Annotated in this window: 16 protein-coding genes; 9 read left to right on the forward strand and 7 right to left on the reverse strand. The window is 70.9% G+C overall.

The annotated features are described in order from the left end of the window. Positions 1-11: 11 nt before the first annotated feature. Positions 12-1,031 (forward strand): GDP-mannose 4,6-dehydratase, encoded by a 1,020-nt coding sequence (locus tag OG611_RS28580; protein ID WP_266426640.1) that lies wholly within the window; start codon positions 12-14, stop codon positions 1,029-1,031. Here the strand turns inward: OG611_RS28580 and OG611_RS28585 are convergent. Next, a complete protein-coding gene (locus tag OG611_RS28585) occupies positions 1,022-1,645 on the reverse strand; it encodes a TetR/AcrR family transcriptional regulator (RefSeq protein ID WP_266431281.1) in 624 nt (207 codons plus the stop codon). The two genes, OG611_RS28580 and OG611_RS28585, sit on opposite strands and share 10 nt — an antisense overlap. Before the next feature lie 397 nt (positions 1,646-2,042). Here OG611_RS28585 and OG611_RS28590 point away from each other — a divergent pair, with 397 nt between their 5' ends. The 4 genes from OG611_RS28590 (at position 2,043) to OG611_RS28605 (ending at position 6,185) form a co-directional block, all read left to right on the forward strand. After that, on the forward strand, positions 2,043-3,020 hold the full coding sequence (locus OG611_RS28590; RefSeq protein WP_266426642.1) for a tetratricopeptide repeat protein: 978 nt from the start codon (positions 2,043-2,045) through the stop codon (positions 3,018-3,020). 598 nt (positions 3,021-3,618) lie between these two features. Further along, complete coding sequence (locus OG611_RS28595) at positions 3,619-4,260, forward strand: DUF6230 family protein (RefSeq protein WP_266426644.1); 642 nt, start codon at positions 3,619-3,621, stop codon at positions 4,258-4,260. Positions 4,261-4,354: 94 nt separating this feature from the next. Then, on the forward strand, positions 4,355-4,906 hold the full coding sequence (locus OG611_RS28600; protein WP_266426648.1) for a DUF6114 domain-containing protein: 552 nt from the start codon (positions 4,355-4,357) through the stop codon (positions 4,904-4,906). Then, positions 4,896-6,185 (forward strand): hypothetical protein, encoded by a 1,290-nt coding sequence (locus tag OG611_RS28605; RefSeq protein WP_266426651.1) that lies wholly within the window; start codon positions 4,896-4,898, stop codon positions 6,183-6,185. The genes OG611_RS28600 and OG611_RS28605 overlap by 11 nt, the downstream gene beginning before the upstream one ends. Before the next feature lie 81 nt (positions 6,186-6,266). Here OG611_RS28605 and pyk read toward each other — a convergent pair whose 3' ends face one another. From pyk to pta, 3 genes are all read right to left on the reverse strand, one after another. Continuing rightward, positions 6,267-7,697 carry a pyruvate kinase gene (pyk, locus tag OG611_RS28610; RefSeq protein ID WP_266426654.1) on the reverse strand — a complete coding sequence of 477 codons (1,431 nt, stop codon included), beginning with the start codon at positions 7,695-7,697 and terminating at the stop codon, positions 6,267-6,269. Between the two features lie 74 nt (positions 7,698-7,771). Further along, the gene (locus OG611_RS28615) at positions 7,772-9,043 is read right to left on the reverse strand and encodes an acetate kinase (RefSeq protein WP_266426657.1); all 1,272 of its coding nucleotides are present in this window, start codon (positions 9,041-9,043) and stop codon (positions 7,772-7,774) included. Between the two features lie 4 nt (positions 9,044-9,047). After that, the gene (gene pta / locus OG611_RS28620; protein WP_266426659.1) at positions 9,048-11,120 is read right to left on the reverse strand and encodes a phosphate acetyltransferase; all 2,073 of its coding nucleotides are present in this window, start codon (positions 11,118-11,120) and stop codon (positions 9,048-9,050) included. Between the two features lie 219 nt (positions 11,121-11,339). Between pta and OG611_RS28625 the strand changes: the two genes are divergently transcribed. Both OG611_RS28625 and OG611_RS28630 read left to right on the forward strand, forming a co-directional pair. Then, positions 11,340-12,365, forward strand: a complete 1,026-nt coding sequence (locus tag OG611_RS28625; protein WP_266426661.1) for an ATP-dependent 6-phosphofructokinase — start codon at positions 11,340-11,342, stop codon at positions 12,363-12,365. Positions 12,366-12,579: 214 nt separating this feature from the next. Further along, positions 12,580-13,665 (forward strand): helix-turn-helix domain-containing protein, encoded by a 1,086-nt coding sequence (locus tag OG611_RS28630; RefSeq protein WP_266426663.1) that lies wholly within the window; start codon positions 12,580-12,582, stop codon positions 13,663-13,665. A 108-nt stretch (positions 13,666-13,773) separates the two neighbouring features. On the opposite strand, the gene OG611_RS28635 is transcribed toward OG611_RS28630, so the two are convergent. The 3 genes from OG611_RS28635 to OG611_RS28645 all read right to left on the reverse strand — a co-directional run bounded on the left by OG611_RS28635 (position 13,774) and on the right by OG611_RS28645 (position 16,945). After that, complete coding sequence (locus OG611_RS28635; protein ID WP_266431283.1) at positions 13,774-14,412, reverse strand: helix-turn-helix transcriptional regulator; 639 nt, start codon at positions 14,410-14,412, stop codon at positions 13,774-13,776. A gap of 170 nt (positions 14,413-14,582) precedes the next feature. Then, the gene (locus OG611_RS28640) at positions 14,583-15,257 is read right to left on the reverse strand and encodes a response regulator (protein ID WP_266426666.1); all 675 of its coding nucleotides are present in this window, start codon (positions 15,255-15,257) and stop codon (positions 14,583-14,585) included. After that, positions 15,254-16,945 (reverse strand): sensor histidine kinase, encoded by a 1,692-nt coding sequence (locus tag OG611_RS28645; protein WP_266426669.1) that lies wholly within the window; start codon positions 16,943-16,945, stop codon positions 15,254-15,256. The genes OG611_RS28640 and OG611_RS28645 overlap by 4 nt, the downstream gene beginning before the upstream one ends. Before the next feature lie 167 nt (positions 16,946-17,112). Between OG611_RS28645 and OG611_RS28650 the strand changes: the two genes are divergently transcribed. Both OG611_RS28650 and OG611_RS28655 read left to right on the forward strand, forming a co-directional pair. Continuing rightward, positions 17,113-18,471: a cation:dicarboxylase symporter family transporter gene (locus OG611_RS28650; RefSeq protein WP_266426672.1), complete on the forward strand. Its 1,359-nt coding sequence runs from the start codon at positions 17,113-17,115 to the stop codon at positions 18,469-18,471. A gap of 92 nt (positions 18,472-18,563) precedes the next feature. Next, positions 18,564-18,968, forward strand: coding sequence for a MerR family transcriptional regulator (locus OG611_RS28655; protein WP_266426675.1), 405 nt, complete (start codon positions 18,564-18,566; stop codon positions 18,966-18,968).

Below are 18,968 nucleotides of genomic sequence, written 5' to 3' on the forward strand. Positions count from 1 at the left end.
GAATCCACCGCATGAGCACCGACCGCAACGGCCGCAGCATCGACTGGAAGGGCCGCAAGGTCCTCGTCACCGGCGCCGAGGGCTTCATCGGCTCCACCCTCGTGGACCTGCTCGTCGAACGCGGCGCGCACGTCCGCGCGTTCGTCCACTACAAGCCGTACGCCGAGAAGGGGCACCTCGCCCGCTACCTCGACGACCCGCACGGCCCCGTCGAGATGATCGCCGGGGACATCGGTGACGCGGGCCGTGTGATGGACGCGGTCGCGGGCTGCGACACGGTCTTCCACCTCGCCGCGCTCATCGGCATCCCGTACAGCTACGACGCGCCGGCCGCGTACGTCCGCACGAACGTCGTCGGCACCGAGAACATCGCCGAGGCGTGCCGCCGCCACTCGGTGCGCCGCCTGCTGCACACCTCCACCAGCGAGGTGTACGGGAGCGCGCTGACCGCCCCGATCAGCGAGAATCACCCGCTCCAGCCGCAGTCCCCGTACTCCGCCTCGAAGATCGGCGCCGACATGATGGCGCTCTCGCACTGGCACGCCTTCGAGCTTCCGGTGACCGTCGTCCGCCCGTTCAACACCTACGGCCCGCGCCAGTCCGCCCGAGCGGTGATCCCCACGATCCTGGCCCAACTGCACGCCGGCGCACGGGAGATCCGCCTCGGCTCACTGACCCCCACCCGGGACTTCACGTACGTCACCGACACCGCGGCCGGATTCCTGGCGCTGGCCGACTGCGACCGGGCCCTGGGCGAGAGCGTCAACCTCGGCACCGGCCGGGAGATTTCGGTCGGCGACCTGGCCAAAGCCCTGATCACCGCGTCCGGTCGGGACGCGGAGGTGGTGGTGGACCCGGCGCGGCTGCGGCCCTCCGGCAGCGAGGTCCAGCGGCTGCTGTCCGACAACACCCGGGCCCGCGAGTGGGCGGGCTGGCGCCCCGAAGTCCCCCTGGCGGAGGGCCTGGAACGGACCTCCGCCTGGGTGGAGAAGCACCTCCACCTCTTCGCGCCGGGGCGCTATCAGGTCTGAGCCCCGGCCAGGCCGAGCAGCAGCAGAGAGGTGAAGCTGCGCGCCCACTCGGCGTCCACCGGCTCGGCGCTGACCAGCGTCCGGTGCACCACGGCACCGGCGATCACATCGAAGATCAGGTCCGCGTTGTGGGCCGCCGTCTCGGCATCCTCCTCGTACGACAGCTCGCCGCGGGCCTGGGCGCGTTCCCGGCCGAGGACGACCAGGCGCTTCTGCCGGTCCACGATGGCCGACCGGATCCGCAGCCGAAGCGAATCGTCCCGGGTGGACTCCGCGACCACCGCCATCAGTGCGGTCCGGGTCTCCGGCCGCTCCAGCAACGCGGCGAACTGGAGCACGACGCCCTGCACATCGGCCGCCAGGCTGCCCCGGTCGTGGAGCTCCAGCTCGTCGAAGAGGACCGCGACCGCGTCAACGACCAGCTCGTTCTTGCCCGCCCAGCGTCGATAGAGGGTCGTCTTCGCGACCCCCGCCCGGGTCGCCACATCGCTCATGGTCAGCTTTGACCAGCCCAGATCGACCAGGGACGCCCTGGTCGCTTCGAGGATCGCGGCATCGGCAGCGGTACTGCGCGGACGTCCTGTCCGGGAGGGGGTTTGGTCGCTGTGGCTCAGCATGCGGTGACCATACCGGTCAGTAGCAAGAACGGGACGGCCCCGGTGTCCGTGAGACAGATCACCGGGATCATCTGTTCGAGAGAGCCCATCGGCAGTTACGCTACGGGTCGTAGCGTAAGGAAGGCGGCCAGGGCGCCGCGTCCCGCGCCACGAACGAGCGACAACCACAGGCGCCGGGTGGGGACCCGGAGCCGCACCAGGCACCGGGCGGGGGTCCGGCTGCCGAACCGGGTCTTTCAGGGGCCCACCGGGGTTTTTTCGACCCCTTCCGGGGTCCTTTGCGGGGCCCGGGAACGTGTCTGTCCGCCCGCCCCGCACACCGGCCGGGGCCGCGGACCGATCCGGTTCCCGTATCGCTTTCCGGATCGGCGCACCGAGGGGGGAGGATGTACGTATGCAGCCTAGGAACATGTCCATGAGCGGCGTCGTCGACCTCGCCGCGGTGAAGGCGGCCGGCGAGGCCAAGGTGAAGGCGGAGCAGGCCCGTGCCGAGGCCTCCCGGCAGGGTGGCGGCGGTGCCGTACCGCCCTCCGCCCTGGTGATCGATGTCGATGAGGCGGGCTTCGAGAACGATGTCCTCCAGCGTTCCGCCGAGGTCCCGGTCGTCATCGACTTCTGGGCCGAGTGGTGCGAGCCGTGCAAGCAGTTGGGCCCGCTCCTGGAGCGTCTGGCCCTTGAGTACAACGGCCGCTTCGTGCTGGCCAAGGTCGATGTCGACGCCAACCAGATGCTGATGCAGCAGTTCGGCATCCAGGGCATTCCGGCGGTCTTCGCCGTCGTCGCCGGACAGGCCCTCCCGCTCTTCCAGGGCGCGGCCCCCGAGGCCCAGATCCGCCAGACGCTGGACCAGTTGATCCAGGTCGGCGAGGAGCGGTTCGGGCTCACCGGGATCGCGGTCGACCAGGACGCCGCCGTCGAGGAGGGCGACGCGGCTCCGGCCGAGGCGCCCGCGGGGCCGTACGACGCCCTGCTCGAATCGGCCGTACGGGCCCTGGACGCCGACGACTTCGCCGGTGCCGTCCAGGCGTACAAGAACGTCCTGTCCGACGACCCGGCCAACACGGAGGCCAAGCTCGGTCTCGCTCAGGCCGAACTCCTCTCCCGGGTCAAGGACATGGACGCGCAGCGGGTCCGCGAGAACGCCGCCGCGAACCCGGCCGACGTCACGGCACAGCTCGCCGCCGCCGATCTGGATCTGGTCGGCGGTCATGTCGAGGACGCCTTCGGCCGGCTCGTCGAGACGGTGCGGCGCACCTTCGGTGACGACCGGGACGCCGCGCGGGTGCGGCTGCTGGAGCTGTTCGAGGTGATCGGCCCCGACGACCCGCGGGTCGTCGCCGCGCGTACGGCGCTGGCGCGGGTCTTGTTCTGATGTGACAAGTGGCCGCGGTGCCCTACGGGGGACCGCGGCCTTTTTCGCGATCCGGCGATAAGAGACGCCCCTGCTTTACCAAATCTTGATAAAGCCAGGGCCTGTTACTCGCAGTAAATCGTGCACCGGGATCTGTCCGTATTGGTGACCTGATCCTCCCTTTGGTCCTTCGGCTCGGCGCCACCCTGTGTGGCCGGGCGGTACCAGCCGGTCGCGCATCGGTTATCGGGCCGTTACTAGCGAGTAACGAACCCCCTTGTGTCACGGGCGGGAATGCACCACGATCGGCCACGCTCGGTCCAATAACGCCAGCCCGGCTGCCAGTCGGTGCGGCGGCCCTGTTGGGTCCCCACCGAGTGGGCCGGCGGCAGTGGCGCCGGCTCCGGGCAGGGGGGTTCCTGTCGTCCGGCAGGGCCTGTCCGAACAGGTTGCGCGAATGCGTGGCCAGTGGTTGTCGCTCGGGGGTGATCGCCGGTGATTCGGACGCGGTTCATGCCTCCGTCCGCAGGCGCTCTCCTTGCCGAGGACGTAGCACTTCTCCCATCCCAGGACGGGCCCAGCCCGGACCGGAGATGTACGTCCGAGAAGGAGGAAAATTATGAGTTCCCAGGTTCGTGGCGGCACCAGATGGAAGCGTTTCGCTCTGGTCATGGTGCCGAGCGTCGTCGCGACCGCGGCGGTGGGTGTCGGTCTCGCGCAGGGCGCCCTCGCGGCGTCGTTCAGCGTGTCCGGCCAGAGCTTCAAGGTGCGTGCGGACAAGCTCGTCGGCCATGACTTCGTCCAGTACGGCAGCGTTGCTACCGGCAAGGACCTCAAGGGCGACGACGCGGCGCACGCCGTGGCCGTGTCCGGCTTCAGCGATGCCACGATCACCAACATGTGCCAGTCGGTGGTCACTCCGAACCTTCCGTTCGGTCTCGGCAACGTCACGCTGCAGCTGAACGCGGGTACGGACCCGAAGAAGCCGGTCGAGGCGACCAACCTGTACCTCGATGTCGCCGAGCTCGACGCCGACGCGTACTTCGAGCACATCGACATCGGTGTCGCCGCGGGAGATGTCGGCAAGCCCGGCATCCAGTCCGGTACCGAGAAGAAGGTCAACCCGAACGGCTTCTCGCAGCGCGCCGAGACGGCGACGCTGACCAACGTGAAGCAGACGGCATGGGCGACCACCGCCGGCACCTTCAAGCTCAGCAACCTGAGCCTGCGGCTGCACAGTGGCGTCAAGGAGTGCTACTAAGCACCCGCCGGGTGGCCGGAGCGCTCCTGCAGGGACTCCGGCCGCCCACCTTTTCTCTTCTCACAGCAGTACCGGTTCCAGGGAGCTGTTTTCCATGAGCCCCGAGTCCACAGGGCAGAACGAGCACTACCTCCGCGTCTTCTGGCGGAGATTCCGCACCTGGCGGGGTAACCGGCCGTTCTGGGCGGGCCTGTTCACCATGGTGGGTGGTCTACCCATCGCGTACTTCCCGTACGCCAACATGCACCTCGGCAACGTCACACTGGCGATGTCCACCACCGCCGGTGCCGGATCCCTGATCATCGGGATCCTGCTCGTCACGCTGGGCCTCACCATGTGGTTCCACCACATCGTGAGAGTGTTCGCCGGAGTCGCCGCGATCCTGCTGGCGCTGATCTCCCTGCCGGTCGCCAACATCGGCGGATTCCTGGTCGGTTTCCTGTTCGCCCTGCTGGGTGGAGCGCTCTCCGTCTCCTGGGCCCCGGGCGAACCGAAGCCCGACCTCGGGGAGAAGTCCGAGGGGAACGGCCCCGGGACGCAGGAGTTCGGACCCGAGTTCCACAGCACGGCAGCGGTGCCCCAGCAGCGGCCGGAGCAGTACGACACGACAGTTGAGGTCGACGGCGGGAGGCATCGTGCGGGGTGACGAGACGCAGCTGAACTCGACCGGGGAGGGCCTCGGGACGAGAAGCGGACCGCGCCACGCGGCCCCCAGGAAGTCGTTGCTGACGAAGCTGCACATTCCCGCGGGCAAGGCGTTCGCGCTCGCCGCGATGCCGACGGCCGTCTTCGTGGGAATGGGGCTCACCCCCAAGCTCGCGCTGGCCGATGACAGTTCGGACATTCCCTTCGCACCCGGCCCCTGTGTGACCCGCTCCGACGAGCCGAGCGAGGGGCCCTCGCCGTCCGCGTCGAAGTCGCCGTCCCCGTCGCCGTCCGCCACCGACTCCGGTGACACGGGCGACACGGCGACTCCGAAGTCCTCGGCGACCCCGAAGCCCTCGACGACCCCGTCCGCGAGCGACACGGCGAAGGCGAAGACGAAGGCCGCCGCGGCCGCCGCGGCCGACGCCCCCGCCGCCACGCCGAGTGCCTCGCCCACACCCACGAAGTCGAGGAACCCGCTCGACCCGCTGGGCGTCGGCGACGCACTCAAGGACCTCTTCGACGGACCGGACAAGGAGACGGCGAGCCCGTCCCCGAGCGCGAGCACCGCGTCCCCGAAGCCGTCGCGGACCGACACCGCCGAGAAGCCCGCCGAGAAGCCCGCCGAGAAGGCCACGGACGCCGCGAAGGAGACGGCCGACAAGACCGCCGCCGCCATCCGTGAAGCCGCGGGCAGGGCCGGCAAGTCGGTCAAGGAGCTCGACGACAGCGCCAAGGGGCTCGACGCCAAGAAGGACGAGGACATCCCGGACGGCGCCAAGGAGCGCTTCCCGTGTCCGACCGCCGACCCCGAGGCGCTGGCCGCGGCCGATCTGGAGACGGGCGTCCCGCTCCTCCCGACCGACCCGTGGATCCTGGAGAGCTCGATGCTCACCCTCAACGGGCTCGACTACAAGGGCATCGTCGAGGTGAAGACGTACGACGGCACCGTCAAGAAGGTGCTGAAGTTCACCGCGAGCTCCATCGACATCGACAACCTCCACCAGAAGACGGTCGGTCCGGCCGGTACGACGGCCCATGTCGAGGCGCGGAAGGGCTCCAGGTCCACCATCCGCAACGGCACGGTGACGATGTACACGGAGGAGCTGAAAGGCAACCTCTTCGGCCTCATCCCGGTCACGTTCAGCCCGGAGACACCGCCTCCGCTGAACGTACCCTTCGCCTTCTTCACCAAGGTCAAGGTGACCCAGGCCGGCCAGTTCGGCGGCTCGCTCAAGGTCCCCGGGCTGCACAACTACTTCACCGGCGGCAACAACTAGGGCCTGTCCGGGAGCCGCACAGGGCTGTGGGCCGCACTCCCCGGGGAGTGCGGCCCACAGTCGTGCTCACGGGTGGACGCGTCAGTCGCGCGCGCCGCCGCCGACGTGGTGCACCCGCACCATGTTGGTCGTGCCCGGGATGCCGGGGGGCGAGCCGGCCGTGATGACCATGGTGTCGCCCTCGTTGTAGCGGCCCAGCTTCAGCAGCTCGCCGTCGACCAGGTCGACCATCGCGTCCGTGTTGTCCACGTGCGGCACGACGTGGGCCTCGACGCCCCAGCTCAGCGCGAGCTGGTTGCGGGTCGACTCGTCCGTGGTGAAGGCCAGGATGGGCTGCGCCGCGCGGTAGCGGGAGAGCCGGCGGGCCGTGTCACCGGACTTGGTGAAGGCGACCAGCGCCCTGCCGTTCAGGAAGTCCGCGATCTCGCAGGCCGCACGGGCCACCGAACCGCCCTGGGTACGGGGCTTCTTGCCCGGCACCAGCGGCTGGAGTCCCTTGGCGAGCAGCTCCTCCTCGGCGGCGACGACGATCTTCGACATCGTCTTGACCGTCTCGATCGGGTACGCGCCCACGCTGGACTCGGCCGACAGCATGACCGCGTCCGCGCCGTCCAGGATCGCGTTGGCGACGTCGGACGCCTCGGCGCGCGTCGGCCGCGAGTTGGTGATCATCGACTCCATCATCTGGGTCGCGACGATCACCGGCTTGGCGTTCCGCCGGCAGAGCTCCACCAGGCGCTTCTGCACCATCGGGACCTTCTCCAGGGGATACTCGACGGCCAGGTCGCCGCGGGCGACCATCACACCGTCGAACGCCATGACGACGCCCTCCATGTGCTCGACGGCCTGTGGCTTCTCGACCTTGGCGATGACGGGGACCCGGCGGCCCTCCTCGTCCATCACCTTGTGGACGTCCTTGACGTCATCGGCGTCCCGCACGAAGGAGAGCGCCACCAGGTCGCAGCCCATCCGCAGGGCGAACCGCAGGTCGTCGACGTCCTTCTCGGACAGGGCCGGGACGTTGACCGCCGCGCCGGGGAGGTTGATGCCCTTGTGGTCGGAGATGACACCGCCCTCGATGACGATGGTCTTCACCCGGGGGCCCTCGACCGCGACGACCTTCAGCTCGACGTTGCCGTCGTTGATCAGGATCGGGTCGCCCTTGGCGACGTCGCCGGGCAGACCCTTGTAGGTCGTGCCGCAGATCGACTTGTCGCCGGGGACGTCCTCCGCGGTGATGGTGAACTCGTCCCCGCGGACCAGCTCGACGGGGCCCTCGGCGAACTTCGCCAGGCGGATCTTCGGGCCCTGGAGGTCGGCGAGCACGCCGATCGCACGGCCGGTCTCGGCGGCGGCCTTGCGGACCCGGTCGTAACGGCCCTGGTGCTCCTCGTGGCTGCCGTGACTGAAGTTGAATCGGGCCACGCTCATGCCGGCCTCGATCAGAGCGACGAGCTGCTCATGGGAGTCGACGGCGGGACCGAGTGTGCAGACGATTTTGGAACGGCGCATGAGGCGGATCCTATCGGTTTGTTTCGCTACGGAATATTCCGTCTGGCGGAAGGTACAAAGGGGCGCGGGGGTGCTCAGTTGTGGGCTTGTCCGACGAGGCCGCGGGCCTGTCCGACGAGCGCGAAGGTCTGGACGGCGATCTCCAGTTCCTCGTCCGTCGGCACCACGGCGACCGCGACCCGCGCGTAGTCCGGCGAGATCAGCCGGGGCTCGTCGGACCGCACGTCGTTCAGGTCCGCGTCCACCGCCAGGCCGAGCTCTTCGAGACCGGCGACGGCAGCCTCCCGCACCGGTGCCGAGTTCTCCCCGACCCCCGCCGTGAACACCACGGCATCCACCCGGCCGAGGACCGCCGAATAGGCGCCGATGTACTTCTTCAGCCGGTGCACATAGATGTCGAACGCCAGCGCCGCGCGCTCGTCGCCCTCGTCGATCCGGCGCCGGATCTCCCGCATGTCGTTGTCGCCGCAGAGGCCGACCAGGCCGCTCTTCTTGTTGAGCAGCGCGTCGATCTCGTCCGCCGACATCCCCGCGACGCGCATGAGGTGGAAGGTGACGGCCGGATCGATGTCCCCGGAGCGGGTGCCCATCACCAGCCCCTCCAAGGGGGTCAGCCCCATCGAGGTCTCCACGCACCGGCCACCGGCCACCGCCGAGGCCGAGGCGCCGTTGCCCAGGTGCAGCACGATGACGTTGACCTCCTCGGGGGTGCGTCCCAGCAGCTCGGCGGTCTTGCGGGAGACGTACGCGTGCGAGGTGCCGTGGAATCCGTAGCGCCGGATGCGGTGCGCGTCGGCGGTCTCCGTGTCGATCGCGTACCGCGCCGCGTACTCCGGCATCGTCGTGTGGAAGGCCGTGTCGAAGACCGCCACCTGCGGAAGGTCCGGTCGCAGGGCCCGAGCGGTGCGGATGCCGGTGACGTTCGCCGGATTGTGCAGCGGGGCCACCGGGACCAGGCGCTCGATCTCCTTCAGCACCTCGTCGTCGATCACCACGGGCTCGGTGAACCGCAGCCCGCCGTGCACCACCCGGTGGCCGATCGCCGCGAGCTGCGGGGAGTCCAGTCCGAGCCCGTCGGCCGCCAGCTCCTGTGCCGCCGCCTTCAGCGCCGCCTCGTGATCGGCGATCGGGCCGGTGCGTTCGCGCCGCTCGGCGCCCCCGCCGACCAGTGAGGTGTGCACCAGACGGGAGGTCTCCTCCCCGATCCGCTCGACCAGCCCCACCGCGAGCCGGGTGCGGTCGCTCATGTCCAGCAACTGGTACTTCACCGACGAGGAGCCGGAGTTGAGGACCAGCACGCGATACGCGCCCGTCGCGGCGGAGCCCTCGGTGGTCGGGACGGTCATCCGTTCACTCCTTGCCCTGCGCCTGGATCGCCGTGATGGCCACGGTATTGACGATGTCCTGGACGAGCGCGCCGCGGGACAGGTCGTTGACGGGCTTCCGCAGCCCCTGGAGCACCGGTCCGACAGCCACCGCGCCCGCCGAGCGCTGCACGGCCTTGTAGGTGTTGTTGCCGGTGTTCAGGTCCGGGAAGATCAGCACCGTCGCCTGGCCCGCCACCTCGGAGCCCGGCAGCTTCGTCGCGGCGACGCTCGGCTCCACCGCGGCGTCGTACTGGATCGGACCCTCGATCCTGAGGTCCGGCCTGCTCGCGCGGACCCGGTCCGTCGCCTCGCGCACCTTGTCCACATCGGCGCCCGAGCCGGAGGTGCCCGTCGAGTACGACAGCATCGCGATCCGCGGCTCCACACCGAAGCGGGCGGCGGTGGCGGCCGACTGCACCGCGATGTCGGCGAGCTGCTCCGCGTCCGGGTCCGGATTGACCGCGCAGTCGCCGTACACCAGCACCTTGTCGGCGAGGCACATGAAGAAGACGGAGGAGACGATCGAGGCGTCCGGATTGGTTTTGATGATCTCGAACGCCGGGCGGATCGTCGCCGCGGTGGAGTGCACGGCCCCGGAGACCATGCCGTCCGCGAGCCCCTCCTGGACCATCAGGGTGCCGAAGTAGTTGACGTCCGCGACGACGTCGTACGCCAGCTCCACCGTGACCCCGCGGTGGGCCCGCAGCTGCGCGTACCGCTCGGCGAAGGTCTGGCGCAGCTCGGAGGTCTGCGGGTCGATGAGCTGGGTGCCGACGAGATCGATGCCGAGGTCGGCGGCCTTCTTGCGGATGACGTCGGGGTCGCCGAGCAGGGTGAGGTCGCAGACGTCGCGGCGCAGCAGTACGTCGGCGGCGCGCAGCACCCGCTCCTCGGTGCCCTCCGGCAGGACGACCCGGCGCCGGTCGGCGCGGGCCTGCTCCAGCAGCTCGTGCTCGAACATCATCGGGGTGACGCGGCCGCTGCGGGCGACCGAGATCCGCTCCAGCAGGGCGCCGGTGTCCACGTGGCGCTCGAAGAGGCCCAGCGCGGTCTCCGCCTTGCGGGGCGTCGCGGCGTTCAACTTGCCTTCCAGGGCGAAGAGCCGGGCCGCGGTGGGGAAGGATCCGTCGGCCACCGACACGACCGGGGTGCCGGGTGCGAGTCGCGCGGCCAGCCTGAGTATCTCCTCGCCGGGGCGCTCGTCCAGGGTCAGCAGCACCCCCGCGATGGGCGGGGTCCCGGCGCTGTGCGCGGCCAGCGAGCCGACCACCAGGTCCGCCCGGTCCCCGGGCGTGACCACCAGGCAGCCCGGCGTCAGCGCGTTCAGCATGTTCGGCAGCATCGCGCCGCCGAAGACGAAGTCCAGGGCGTCCCTCGCCAGCCCGGAGTCGTCGCCGAGCAGCACCGCGCCGCCGAGCGCCGCGGTGATCTGGGCGACGGTCGGCGCGGAGAGCGCCGCGTCGTCGGGCAGGACGGAACAGGGAACGGGCAGCGTGGCCGCCAGCCGCTCCGCGATGACGTCACGGTCATCGGCCGCCACCCGGTTCACGATCACCGCGACGACGTCGCAGCCCAGCCCGGCGTACGCGCGGTAGGCATTGCGGGTCTCGGCCCGTACCGACTCCGAGGTCTGGCCCTTCCCGCCGACCACCGTGATCACCGAGGCGCCGAACTCATTGGCCAGGCGTGCGTTGAGCGCCAGCTCGTCGGGCAGCTGGGTGGCGGCGAAGTCGGTGCCGAGCACCAGCACCACCTCGTACTTCTGGGCCACCTGGTGGAACCGGTCGACGAGCAGGGAGACCAGCTCGTCCGTGCCCCGCTCCGCCTGGAGCGCGGACGCCTCGTGGTAGTCCAGCCCGTAGGCCGACTCGGGGTCCTGGGGGAGCCGGTAGCGGGACCGCAGCAGTTCGAACAGGCGATCGGGTCCGTCATGGACGAGCGGGCGGAACACCCCGACCCGGTCCACCTGACGCGTCAGGAGTTCCATGACTCCCAGATCGACGACCTGCCGGCCGTCTCCCCGGTCGATCCCGGTCACGTACACGCTGCGCGTCACGCGTGTTCTCCCGTCCAATCTCGGTTTGGGATGGTATCGCCATGTCGACGATACCTGTGGGGGTCGAGACGTCGCCCGCCGGGCGAAGCCCCGCACCGGGGCGGCCGGCAGCGCGAGGTCCAGACCTGACGTGGGACAATCGACGTGGCTCACGGTACGGGGGGCTTCTGTGGACGTCCCCCGGAATGCACGGCACTAGCGAGCAGGAGACACAGCACGATGCGCATCGGAATTCTCACCGCAGGCGGCGACTGCCCAGGCCTGAACGCAGTGATCCGGTCGGTCGTGCACCGCGCCGTGGTGGGGCACGGAGATGAAGTCATCGGCTTCGAGGACGGGTTCAAGGGACTCCTCGACGGTCACTTCCGCCCCCTCGACCTCAACGCGGTCAGCGGCATCCTCGCCCGCGGCGGCACCATCCTCGGTTCCGCCCGGCTGGAGCGCGACCGGCTGCGCGAGGCCGCGGAGAACTGCGCCGAGCTGAGCCGTCGTTACGGCATGGACGCCCTCATCCCGATCGGCGGCGAGGGCACCCTCACCGCCGCCCGGATGCTGGCGGACGCCGGGATGCCCGTCGTCGGCGTCCCCAAGACCATCGACAACGACATCTCCGCCACCGACCGGACCTTCGGCTTCGACACGGCGGTGGGTGTCGCCACCGATGCCATAGACCGCCTCAAGACCACCGCCGAATCGCATCAGCGGGTCATGGTCGTCGAGGTGATGGGCCGGCACGCGGGCTGGATCGCGCTGGAGTCCGGAATGGCGGGCGGCGCGCACGGCATCTGCCTCCCCGAGCGCCGCTTCCAGGTCAAGGACCTGGTGAAGATGGTCGAGGAACGCTTCGCGCGCGGCAAGAAGTTCGCGGTCATCTGCGTGGCCGAGGGCGCGCACCCGGCCGAGGGCTCCATGCCGTACGCCAAGGGCGAGATCGACCAGTTCGGCCACGAGCGCTTCCAGGGCATCGGCAACCGGCTGGCCATCGAACTGGAGACCCGGCTCGGCAAGGAGGCCCGGCCGGTCATTCTCGGCCATGTGCAGCGGGGCGGCACGCCGACCGCGTACGACCGGGTGCTCGCCACCCGCTTCGGCTGGCACGCGGTCGAGGCGGCGCACCGCGGCGACTTCGGCCGGATGACGGCGCTGCGCGGCACGGACATCGAGATGGTTCCGCTCGCCGACGCGATCACGCAGCTCAAGACGGTGCCCAAGGACCGGATGGACGAGGCCGAGTCGGTCTTCTGACCCCGGCCGCGCGGCAGCGCACAGCGGGAACGGCCCGGCGGCCCTGACTGTCCCCCCGTGGACGGTCAGGGCCGCTTGCCGTTCCCCCGGCGCCCGGGGCCGTTCCGGACGGTCGGATCCGGGCGGCCGCGGTGCCGGAAACCACTCTTGAGCCGGCGGACCGGATCAACAAGGCTTGTCCCTTGTCCCGGACATGTCCCAACCCTGTCCGGGCGTGGAATCCAGGGGGGAGGCACAGCGCATGGTGGTCGAGGGCGGGGCTCCGGATCCTCGTGAGGCGCGCAGCGCGCCCGAGTTCATAGCACTGTTACGGGTGCTCAAGGACGCCTCGGGGCTGACGTTGCGGGAACTGGCCCGGCGGGCCGACGCGGTCGGGGACGTACTGCCGCGCTCCACGATCGCCAACATGCTGGGGCGTACGTCGGTCCCGCGCGAGGAACTCCTCGCCGCCTTCGTACGGGCCTGCGGCTGCGGGCCCGCGGAGGCGGCGAACTGGCTCGCCGTACGCAAGGAACTCACCGCGCGCGGGCAGCGGGCCGGGGGAGGGGGCGCGGGTGGGAGCGAGGCCGGAGCCCAGGATTCCGGGACGGCACGGGACGCACCGGCCGGGCGCGCCCCGGAGGAGTCGGCCGAGCAGGCCCCGGAGCCGCCGTCCGAGCTGCCGTCCGAGCCGCCCACCGTTCCGGACCCCGCGCCGTCCCCCGCCCGTCGTCGCCGTTCCAGGACCGTACTGGCGGCTGTCGTCTCGCTGGTCGTGCTCGCCGCCGCCGCGGTGGCCGTCGTCCTTCTCGTACAGGGCGACGACCGGCCGGGAACCGCGCCCGTGACCGGTCCTGTGGCGGGGCGGACGGTGCAGATCCGGTCCGTCCACTCCGGCTTCTGCCTCTCCGAGCACCGGAGCACCGACAGCGGACGGCTGTACCAGCTGCCGTGCGACGGGCGTACGATCCCGAGCTTCTCGCTCAGACCGCTGGGCGACGGCGTCTGGCGGCTCGTGACCGACCACCCGGACTACGGCAAGGGCTGCACGGGTGTCTGGAACGGGACACGGGAGGCCGGTGCCTCGATGCAGGACCAGACGTGCGGCAGCCGGGGCGCCGCGGAGGCCTTCTGGATCGAGCCCGTGGGCCGTCCCGTCGAGGGCTACCGGATCCGCCCCGCCCACACCCACCTGTGCGTCGGTGCCGAGGCGGGCAGCAGCAGGCGTGATGCCGAACTGGTGCAGATGGGCTGCGACGGGGTGGACCGGGGGAGTCTGTTCTCCTTCGACCCGGTGGCCGTGGACGCTTCCGACGGCTGAGCGCCTGTCGGGTGACCTCCGACCGGGCGGCCACGCCCTGGCACGCACGCTTCCTGCGTTGTCACCCGACAGGTTCTGAGGACATCGTCGCCGACCGGGCCGGGCGGCTCACCCGTCCGGCCCCGGCACCCCCGCCGCCCGCCAGAACCGTTCCAGGATCTCCGCCAGGAACACCCGTCCCGCGTCGCCCGTCGCCCCGGCCCGCTCCGTACCCGTGCTGCTCCAGCTCAGCGTCGACACCATCAACGACTGGTAGTCGGCGTGCAGCTGGTCCAGTACGTCCTGGAGGAAGCCGCGCTCCAGCGGCACCAGCTTCGCCACCGCCCGCAGCTGGGCCTGCCAGCGCGTCGTCACCGCGCCGCGCAGCAGCTCCGCCAGCTCCTCGTCCCGGCCGGACACCGTCACGAACCCGGCGGGCGTCAGCCCCAGCACCTCGGCGAGCGCCGCGGACTGGCGTTCGTTGCCGCGCCAGCGCCCCGAGTCCTCCATCCGCAGATACGCGGAGGCGGTCAGCCCCAGCAGCCGTGCCAGCTCCTCCACGGCCAGCTCCCTGGCCACCCGGTGCTCCCGCAGGGTGCGCGCGGCGGTGAGCAGTTCGCCCGGTGAGCACCACAACACCCCGGCCAGCGCCGTGAGTTCGTACTCGCCCGGGACGGCGAGCCCGCGCTCCCAGGCGACCACCGTCTCGGTGCTGATCCGGAGCCCGTACTGGGCCCCGAGACCGTACGCGACGTGGCCGGGAAGCATCCCCAGGGCCTCGCGCAGTCGGCGCGCGGCGGGGGCGTTGAACGGCGGGGAGGGGTGCACGGCCCCACCGTAGGAGTCAAGGCATGGAATGACTACGGTGTGTTCCACCGATATCCACGGCTCGTAGGAACGTCCGAGGGCCCGTCCGGCGGACCATGGCCGGGCACGGCTCAGAGATTCTGGCTCACCCACCGGTAGTGCAGCTCCGGGCGCCCGATCTGACCGTACTGCGGACTGCGCACCGCACGTCCCACTGTCACCAGATGCTCCAGATAGCGGCGTGCGGTGATCCGCGAGATGCCCAGCTCCTCCCCGGCCGCCGCCGCCGTCACCCCGTCCGGGGCGGCCCGCAGGGCGCGGGTCACGGCCTCCAGCGTCGGGCCGCTCAGCCCCTTCGGCAGCCGGGCCGGCTGCGGCGCGCGCAGGGCTCCGAGCGCCCGGTCCACCTCGTCCTGGCCGCTCGCCTCACCGGCCGCCGCGCGGAACTCCGCGTAGCGCACGAGCCGGTCGCGCAGGGTGGCGAAGGTGAACGGCTTCAGCACGTACTGGACGACACCGAGCGACACCCCCTCCCGGACCACCGCCAGATCGCGCGCCGACGTCACCGCGATGACATCCGCCGAGTGCCCGGCCGCGCGCAGCGAGCGCAGCAGTTGCAGCCCGTGCCCGTCGGGCAGATACAGATCAAGGAGCAGCAGATCGACCGGTGTACGGTCCAGCGCCCGCACCGCCTCCGCACGCGAACGCGCGACGGCCGCCACCGTGAACCCGGGGACGCGGCCCACGTAGAGCCGATGGGCGTCCGCGGCTACGGGATCGTCCTCGACGACCAGCACCTGGATCATGCCGTGGCCTCCTTCGTGGTGTACGCCGGACGGCCGGCGACGGTCAGCGGCAGCCGTACCGTGAATCGCGCCCCGCCGTCCGGGCCGCCGTCCAGCGCGACCGTCCCGCCGTTGCGGTGCACCGCCTGCTGGACGAGCGCCAGCCCGATCCCGCGGCCGGTGCCGTGCGTCGACCAGCCGCGCTCGAAGACCTCGGCGGCGTCCCGGGGATCGATCCCGGCCCCCGTGTCGGCGACCCGCAGCAGCAGTTCGCCCTCCCCGGCCAGCGCGGTGACGGTGACCCGGGCACGGGCGGCCCGGCCGCTCCCCGTACCCCGCTGGGCGGGCACGGACCCGGGACCCGGCACTCCGGTCACCGCCTCCGACGCCGCGTCCACCGCGTTGTCGATCAGATTGCCGAGGATCGTCACCAGATCCCGCTGCGGCAACGTCGCCGACAGGGCGCCGTCGTCGATCAGGCTGTCGTCCGCGAGCACCAGCTCCACCCCCCGTTCGTTCGCCTGCGCCGCCTTGCCGAGCAGCAGTGCGGCCAGCACCGGTTCGGCGACCGCGCCCACCACCCGGTCGGTGAGGGCCTGGGCCAGCTCCAGCTCGGCGGTGGCGAAGCCCACCGCCTCCTCGGCCCGGCCCAGTTCGATCAGCGAGACGACGGTGTGCAGCCGGTTCGCCGCCTCGTGCGCCTGCGAGCGCAGGGCCTGGGTGAATCCCCGCTCCGAGTCCAACTCGCCGGACAGCGCCTGGAGTTCCGTGTGATCGCGCAGTGTCACGACCGTGCCGCGCTGCTCCCCGCCCACCACCGGACGGGTGTTGACCACGATCACCCGGTCCGCCGTCAGATGCAGTTCGTCGACCCGCTCCTCGGAGGCGAGCAGCGCACCGGTCAGCGGCGCCGGCAGATCCAGCTCGACGACCCTGCGCCCGACCGCACCCGGCTCCAGACCGAGCAGCTCCCGGCCCGCGTCGTTGATCAACGCGATCCGTCGCCGTCCGTCGAGCATCAGCAGCCCCTCGCGCACCGCGTGCAGGGTGGCCTGGTGGTAGTCGTGCATCCGGCTCAGCTCGGCGGCGTTCATGCCGTGCGTGTGCCGCCGCAGCCGGGCGTTGATCACATACGTGCCGATGCCGCCGAGCGCGAGCGCCCCGCCCGCCGCCAGCCCCAGCGCCCCGAGCTGCGCCCGCACCTGCGAGGAGACCCGTTCGACCGTGATGCCCGCGCTGACCAGACCGGTGATCCTGCCACCGTCCCGGATCGGGGTGACGACCCGGATCGAGGGGCCGAGCGTGCCGGTGTACGTCTCGGTGAACGTCTCGCCGCGCAGCGCCCGCGCGGTGTGCCCGAGGAACTCCTCGCCGATCCGGTGGGAGTCCGGGTGCGTCCAGCGGACCCGGTCCGGGGACATGATCGTGACGAAGGCGATCCCGGTGTCCTTGCGGACCTTCTCCGCGTACGGCTGCAGCACGGCGGACGGGTCCGGGGTACGGATCGCCTCCCGTACCGACGGCGACTCGGCGATGGCCAGCGCGGCCGACCTGACCTGCTTGGCCGCGGTCTCCTTCGCCTGCTCGCTGCCGGAGGCGTAGGCGAAGAACGCGCACCCCGCCACCACCGCTGCCACCAGCACCACCTGCATGGCGAAGAGCTGACCGGCCAGGCTGCGCGGGCGGGTACGGGGGCGGGGGAGACGCATGGCCACAGTCTGCCTGGCCGAAAACCAATGAACGAAATGCACGCAACGGTGACCGGCGTCACAGGGAGCGAGATATTCGCCAAGGGTTTTTCCGGCTCCCATCCGCCGGGCGGCCCTTGCGCCCCCAGGGACGGGGGAGTGACCCGGACGAACCGAGGAGAACCCCCGTGGGAGTGGCAGCCGCCAAGCGGGACCGCACGCACTATCTGTATCTCGCCGTGATCGCGGCGGTGGGGCTCGGCATCCTCGTGGGCTTCGCGGCCCCGGGCGTCGCCGTCGAGCTCAAGCCGATCGGCACCGGCTTCGTGAACCTGATCAAGATGATGATCTCGCCCATCATCTTCTGCACGATCGTGCTGGGCGTCGGCTCGGTGCGCAAGGCCGCCAAGGTCGGCGCGGTCGGCGGCCTCGCCCTCGGCTACTTCCTGGTCATGTCGACCGTCGCGCTGGCCATCGGTCTGCTCGTCGGCAACCTCCTGGAGCCCGGCCAGGGCCTCCACCTCACCGAGGCCGTACGCGCCGCGGGCGAGAAGCAGGCGGCCGGCGCGAGCGAGTCCACCGCCGACTTCCTGCTCGGCATCATCCCGACCACGATCGTCTCCGCCTTCACCGAGGGCGAGGTGCTGCAGACCCTGCTCATCGCCCTGCTCGCGGGCTTCGCGCTCCAGGCCATGGGCTCGGCGGGCGAGCCGGTGCTGCGCGGCATCGGCCACATCCAGCGCCTCGTCTTCCGGATCCTCGCCATGATCATGTGGGCGGCCCCGGTCGGCGCGTTCGGCGCGATGGCCGCGGTGGTCGGCGAGACCGGCGTCGACGCGCTGAAGTCCCTCGCGATCATCATGATCGGCTTCTACCTCACCTGCGCGATCTTCGTCTTCGTGGTGCTCGGCACGATCCTGAGGCTGGTCGCCGGGGTCAATCTGATCGCGCTGCTGAAGTACCTGGGCCGCGAGTTCCTGCTGATCCTCTCCACCTCCTCCTCCGAGTCCGCCCTGCCGCGACTCATCGCGAAGATGGAACACCTCGGGGTCAGCCGGCCGGTCGTCGGCATCACCGTGCCGACCGGCTACTCCTTCAACCTCGACGGCACCGCGATCTACCTCACGATGTCCTCGCTCTTCATCGCCAACGCGATGGGCGACCCGCTGAGCGCCGGTGAGCAGGTCTCGCTGCTGCTCTTCATGATCGTCGCCTCGAAGGGCGCCGCCGGAGTCACCGGCGCGGGCCTGGCCACCCTCGCGGGCGGCCTCCAGTCGCACCGCCCGGGACTGGTCGACGGCGTCGGCCTGATCGTCGGCATCGACCGCTTCATGAGCGAGGCCCGCGCCATGACGAACTTCGCGGGCAACGCGGTGGCCACCGTCCTGGTCGGCACCTGGACCAAGGAGATCGACAAGGAGCGCGTGGACCAGGTCCTCTCCGGTGCGCTCCCGTGGACCGAGCAGATGCTCAACCAGGACGCCGACACGGGCACCGTCCCGGAGCCCCGGGGCGGCGAGGAGCAGCCCGTCGTGGCGAAGGTGTAGCCACCCGGAACACCTACAGGGCCGCCGCGGGACTCCCGCGGCGGCCCTTCGCGCTTGCCTTGACGTCGGCGTCAAGGTCTACCGTCGAGGACATGCGAATCGGGGAGCTGGCCGAACGGGCCGGGACGACCACGCGGACTCTGCGCTACTACGAGTCACGCGGGCTGCTGTCCGCGCGGCGGGCCGACAACGGCTACCGCGCGTACGACGAGGACGATCTGCGGCTGGTCCAGCAGATCCGGACCCTGCAGGACTTCGGGTTCGAGCTGGAGGAGACCCGGCCGTTCGTCGACTGCCTGCGCGCCGGCCACCCGGCCGGTGACGCCTGCCCCGCCTCGCTCGCCGTCTACCGGCGCAAACTCGGCGAGCTCGACTCGCTCATCGAGCAGCTCCAAGCGGTCCGCGCCCAGGTGGGCGCAGAGCTCGTCAGGGCCGAGCTGGAGGCCGGGGCAGCGCTCCCCGGCGGTCCGGAACCACGTTGTGAACTGGGAGGATGA

The organism is Streptomyces sp. NBC_01363, from assembly GCF_026340595.1.
GTDB lineage: Bacteria > Actinomycetota > Actinomycetes > Streptomycetales > Streptomycetaceae > Streptomyces.

What these genes read in the sequence shown, in the direction of transcription:
- pyk (WP_266426654.1), bottom strand. Translation starts at nt 7,697, where the DNA reads ATGCGCCGTTCCAAAATCGTCTGCACACTCGGTCCCGCCGTCGACTCC.
- OG611_RS28635 (WP_266431283.1), bottom strand. Translation starts at nt 14,412, where the DNA reads ATGCTTCCCGGCCACGTCGCGTACGGTCTCGGGGCCCAGTACGGGCTC.
- OG611_RS28595 (WP_266426644.1), top strand. Translation starts at nt 3,619, where the DNA reads ATGAGTTCCCAGGTTCGTGGCGGCACCAGATGGAAGCGTTTCGCTCTG.
- OG611_RS28600 (WP_266426648.1), top strand. Translation starts at nt 4,355, where the DNA reads ATGAGCCCCGAGTCCACAGGGCAGAACGAGCACTACCTCCGCGTCTTC.
- OG611_RS28640 (WP_266426666.1), bottom strand. Translation starts at nt 15,257, where the DNA reads ATGATCCAGGTGCTGGTCGTCGAGGACGATCCCGTAGCCGCGGACGCC.
- OG611_RS28625 (WP_266426661.1), top strand. Translation starts at nt 11,340, where the DNA reads ATGCGCATCGGAATTCTCACCGCAGGCGGCGACTGCCCAGGCCTGAAC.
- OG611_RS28590 (WP_266426642.1), top strand. Translation starts at nt 2,043, where the DNA reads ATGCAGCCTAGGAACATGTCCATGAGCGGCGTCGTCGACCTCGCCGCG.
- OG611_RS28645 (WP_266426669.1), bottom strand. Translation starts at nt 16,945, where the DNA reads ATGCGTCTCCCCCGCCCCCGTACCCGCCCGCGCAGCCTGGCCGGTCAG.
- OG611_RS28615 (WP_266426657.1), bottom strand. Translation starts at nt 9,043, where the DNA reads ATGACCGTCCCGACCACCGAGGGCTCCGCCGCGACGGGCGCGTATCGC.
- OG611_RS28655 (WP_266426675.1), top strand. Translation starts at nt 18,564, where the DNA reads ATGCGAATCGGGGAGCTGGCCGAACGGGCCGGGACGACCACGCGGACT.
- OG611_RS28580 (WP_266426640.1), top strand. Translation starts at nt 12, where the DNA reads ATGAGCACCGACCGCAACGGCCGCAGCATCGACTGGAAGGGCCGCAAG.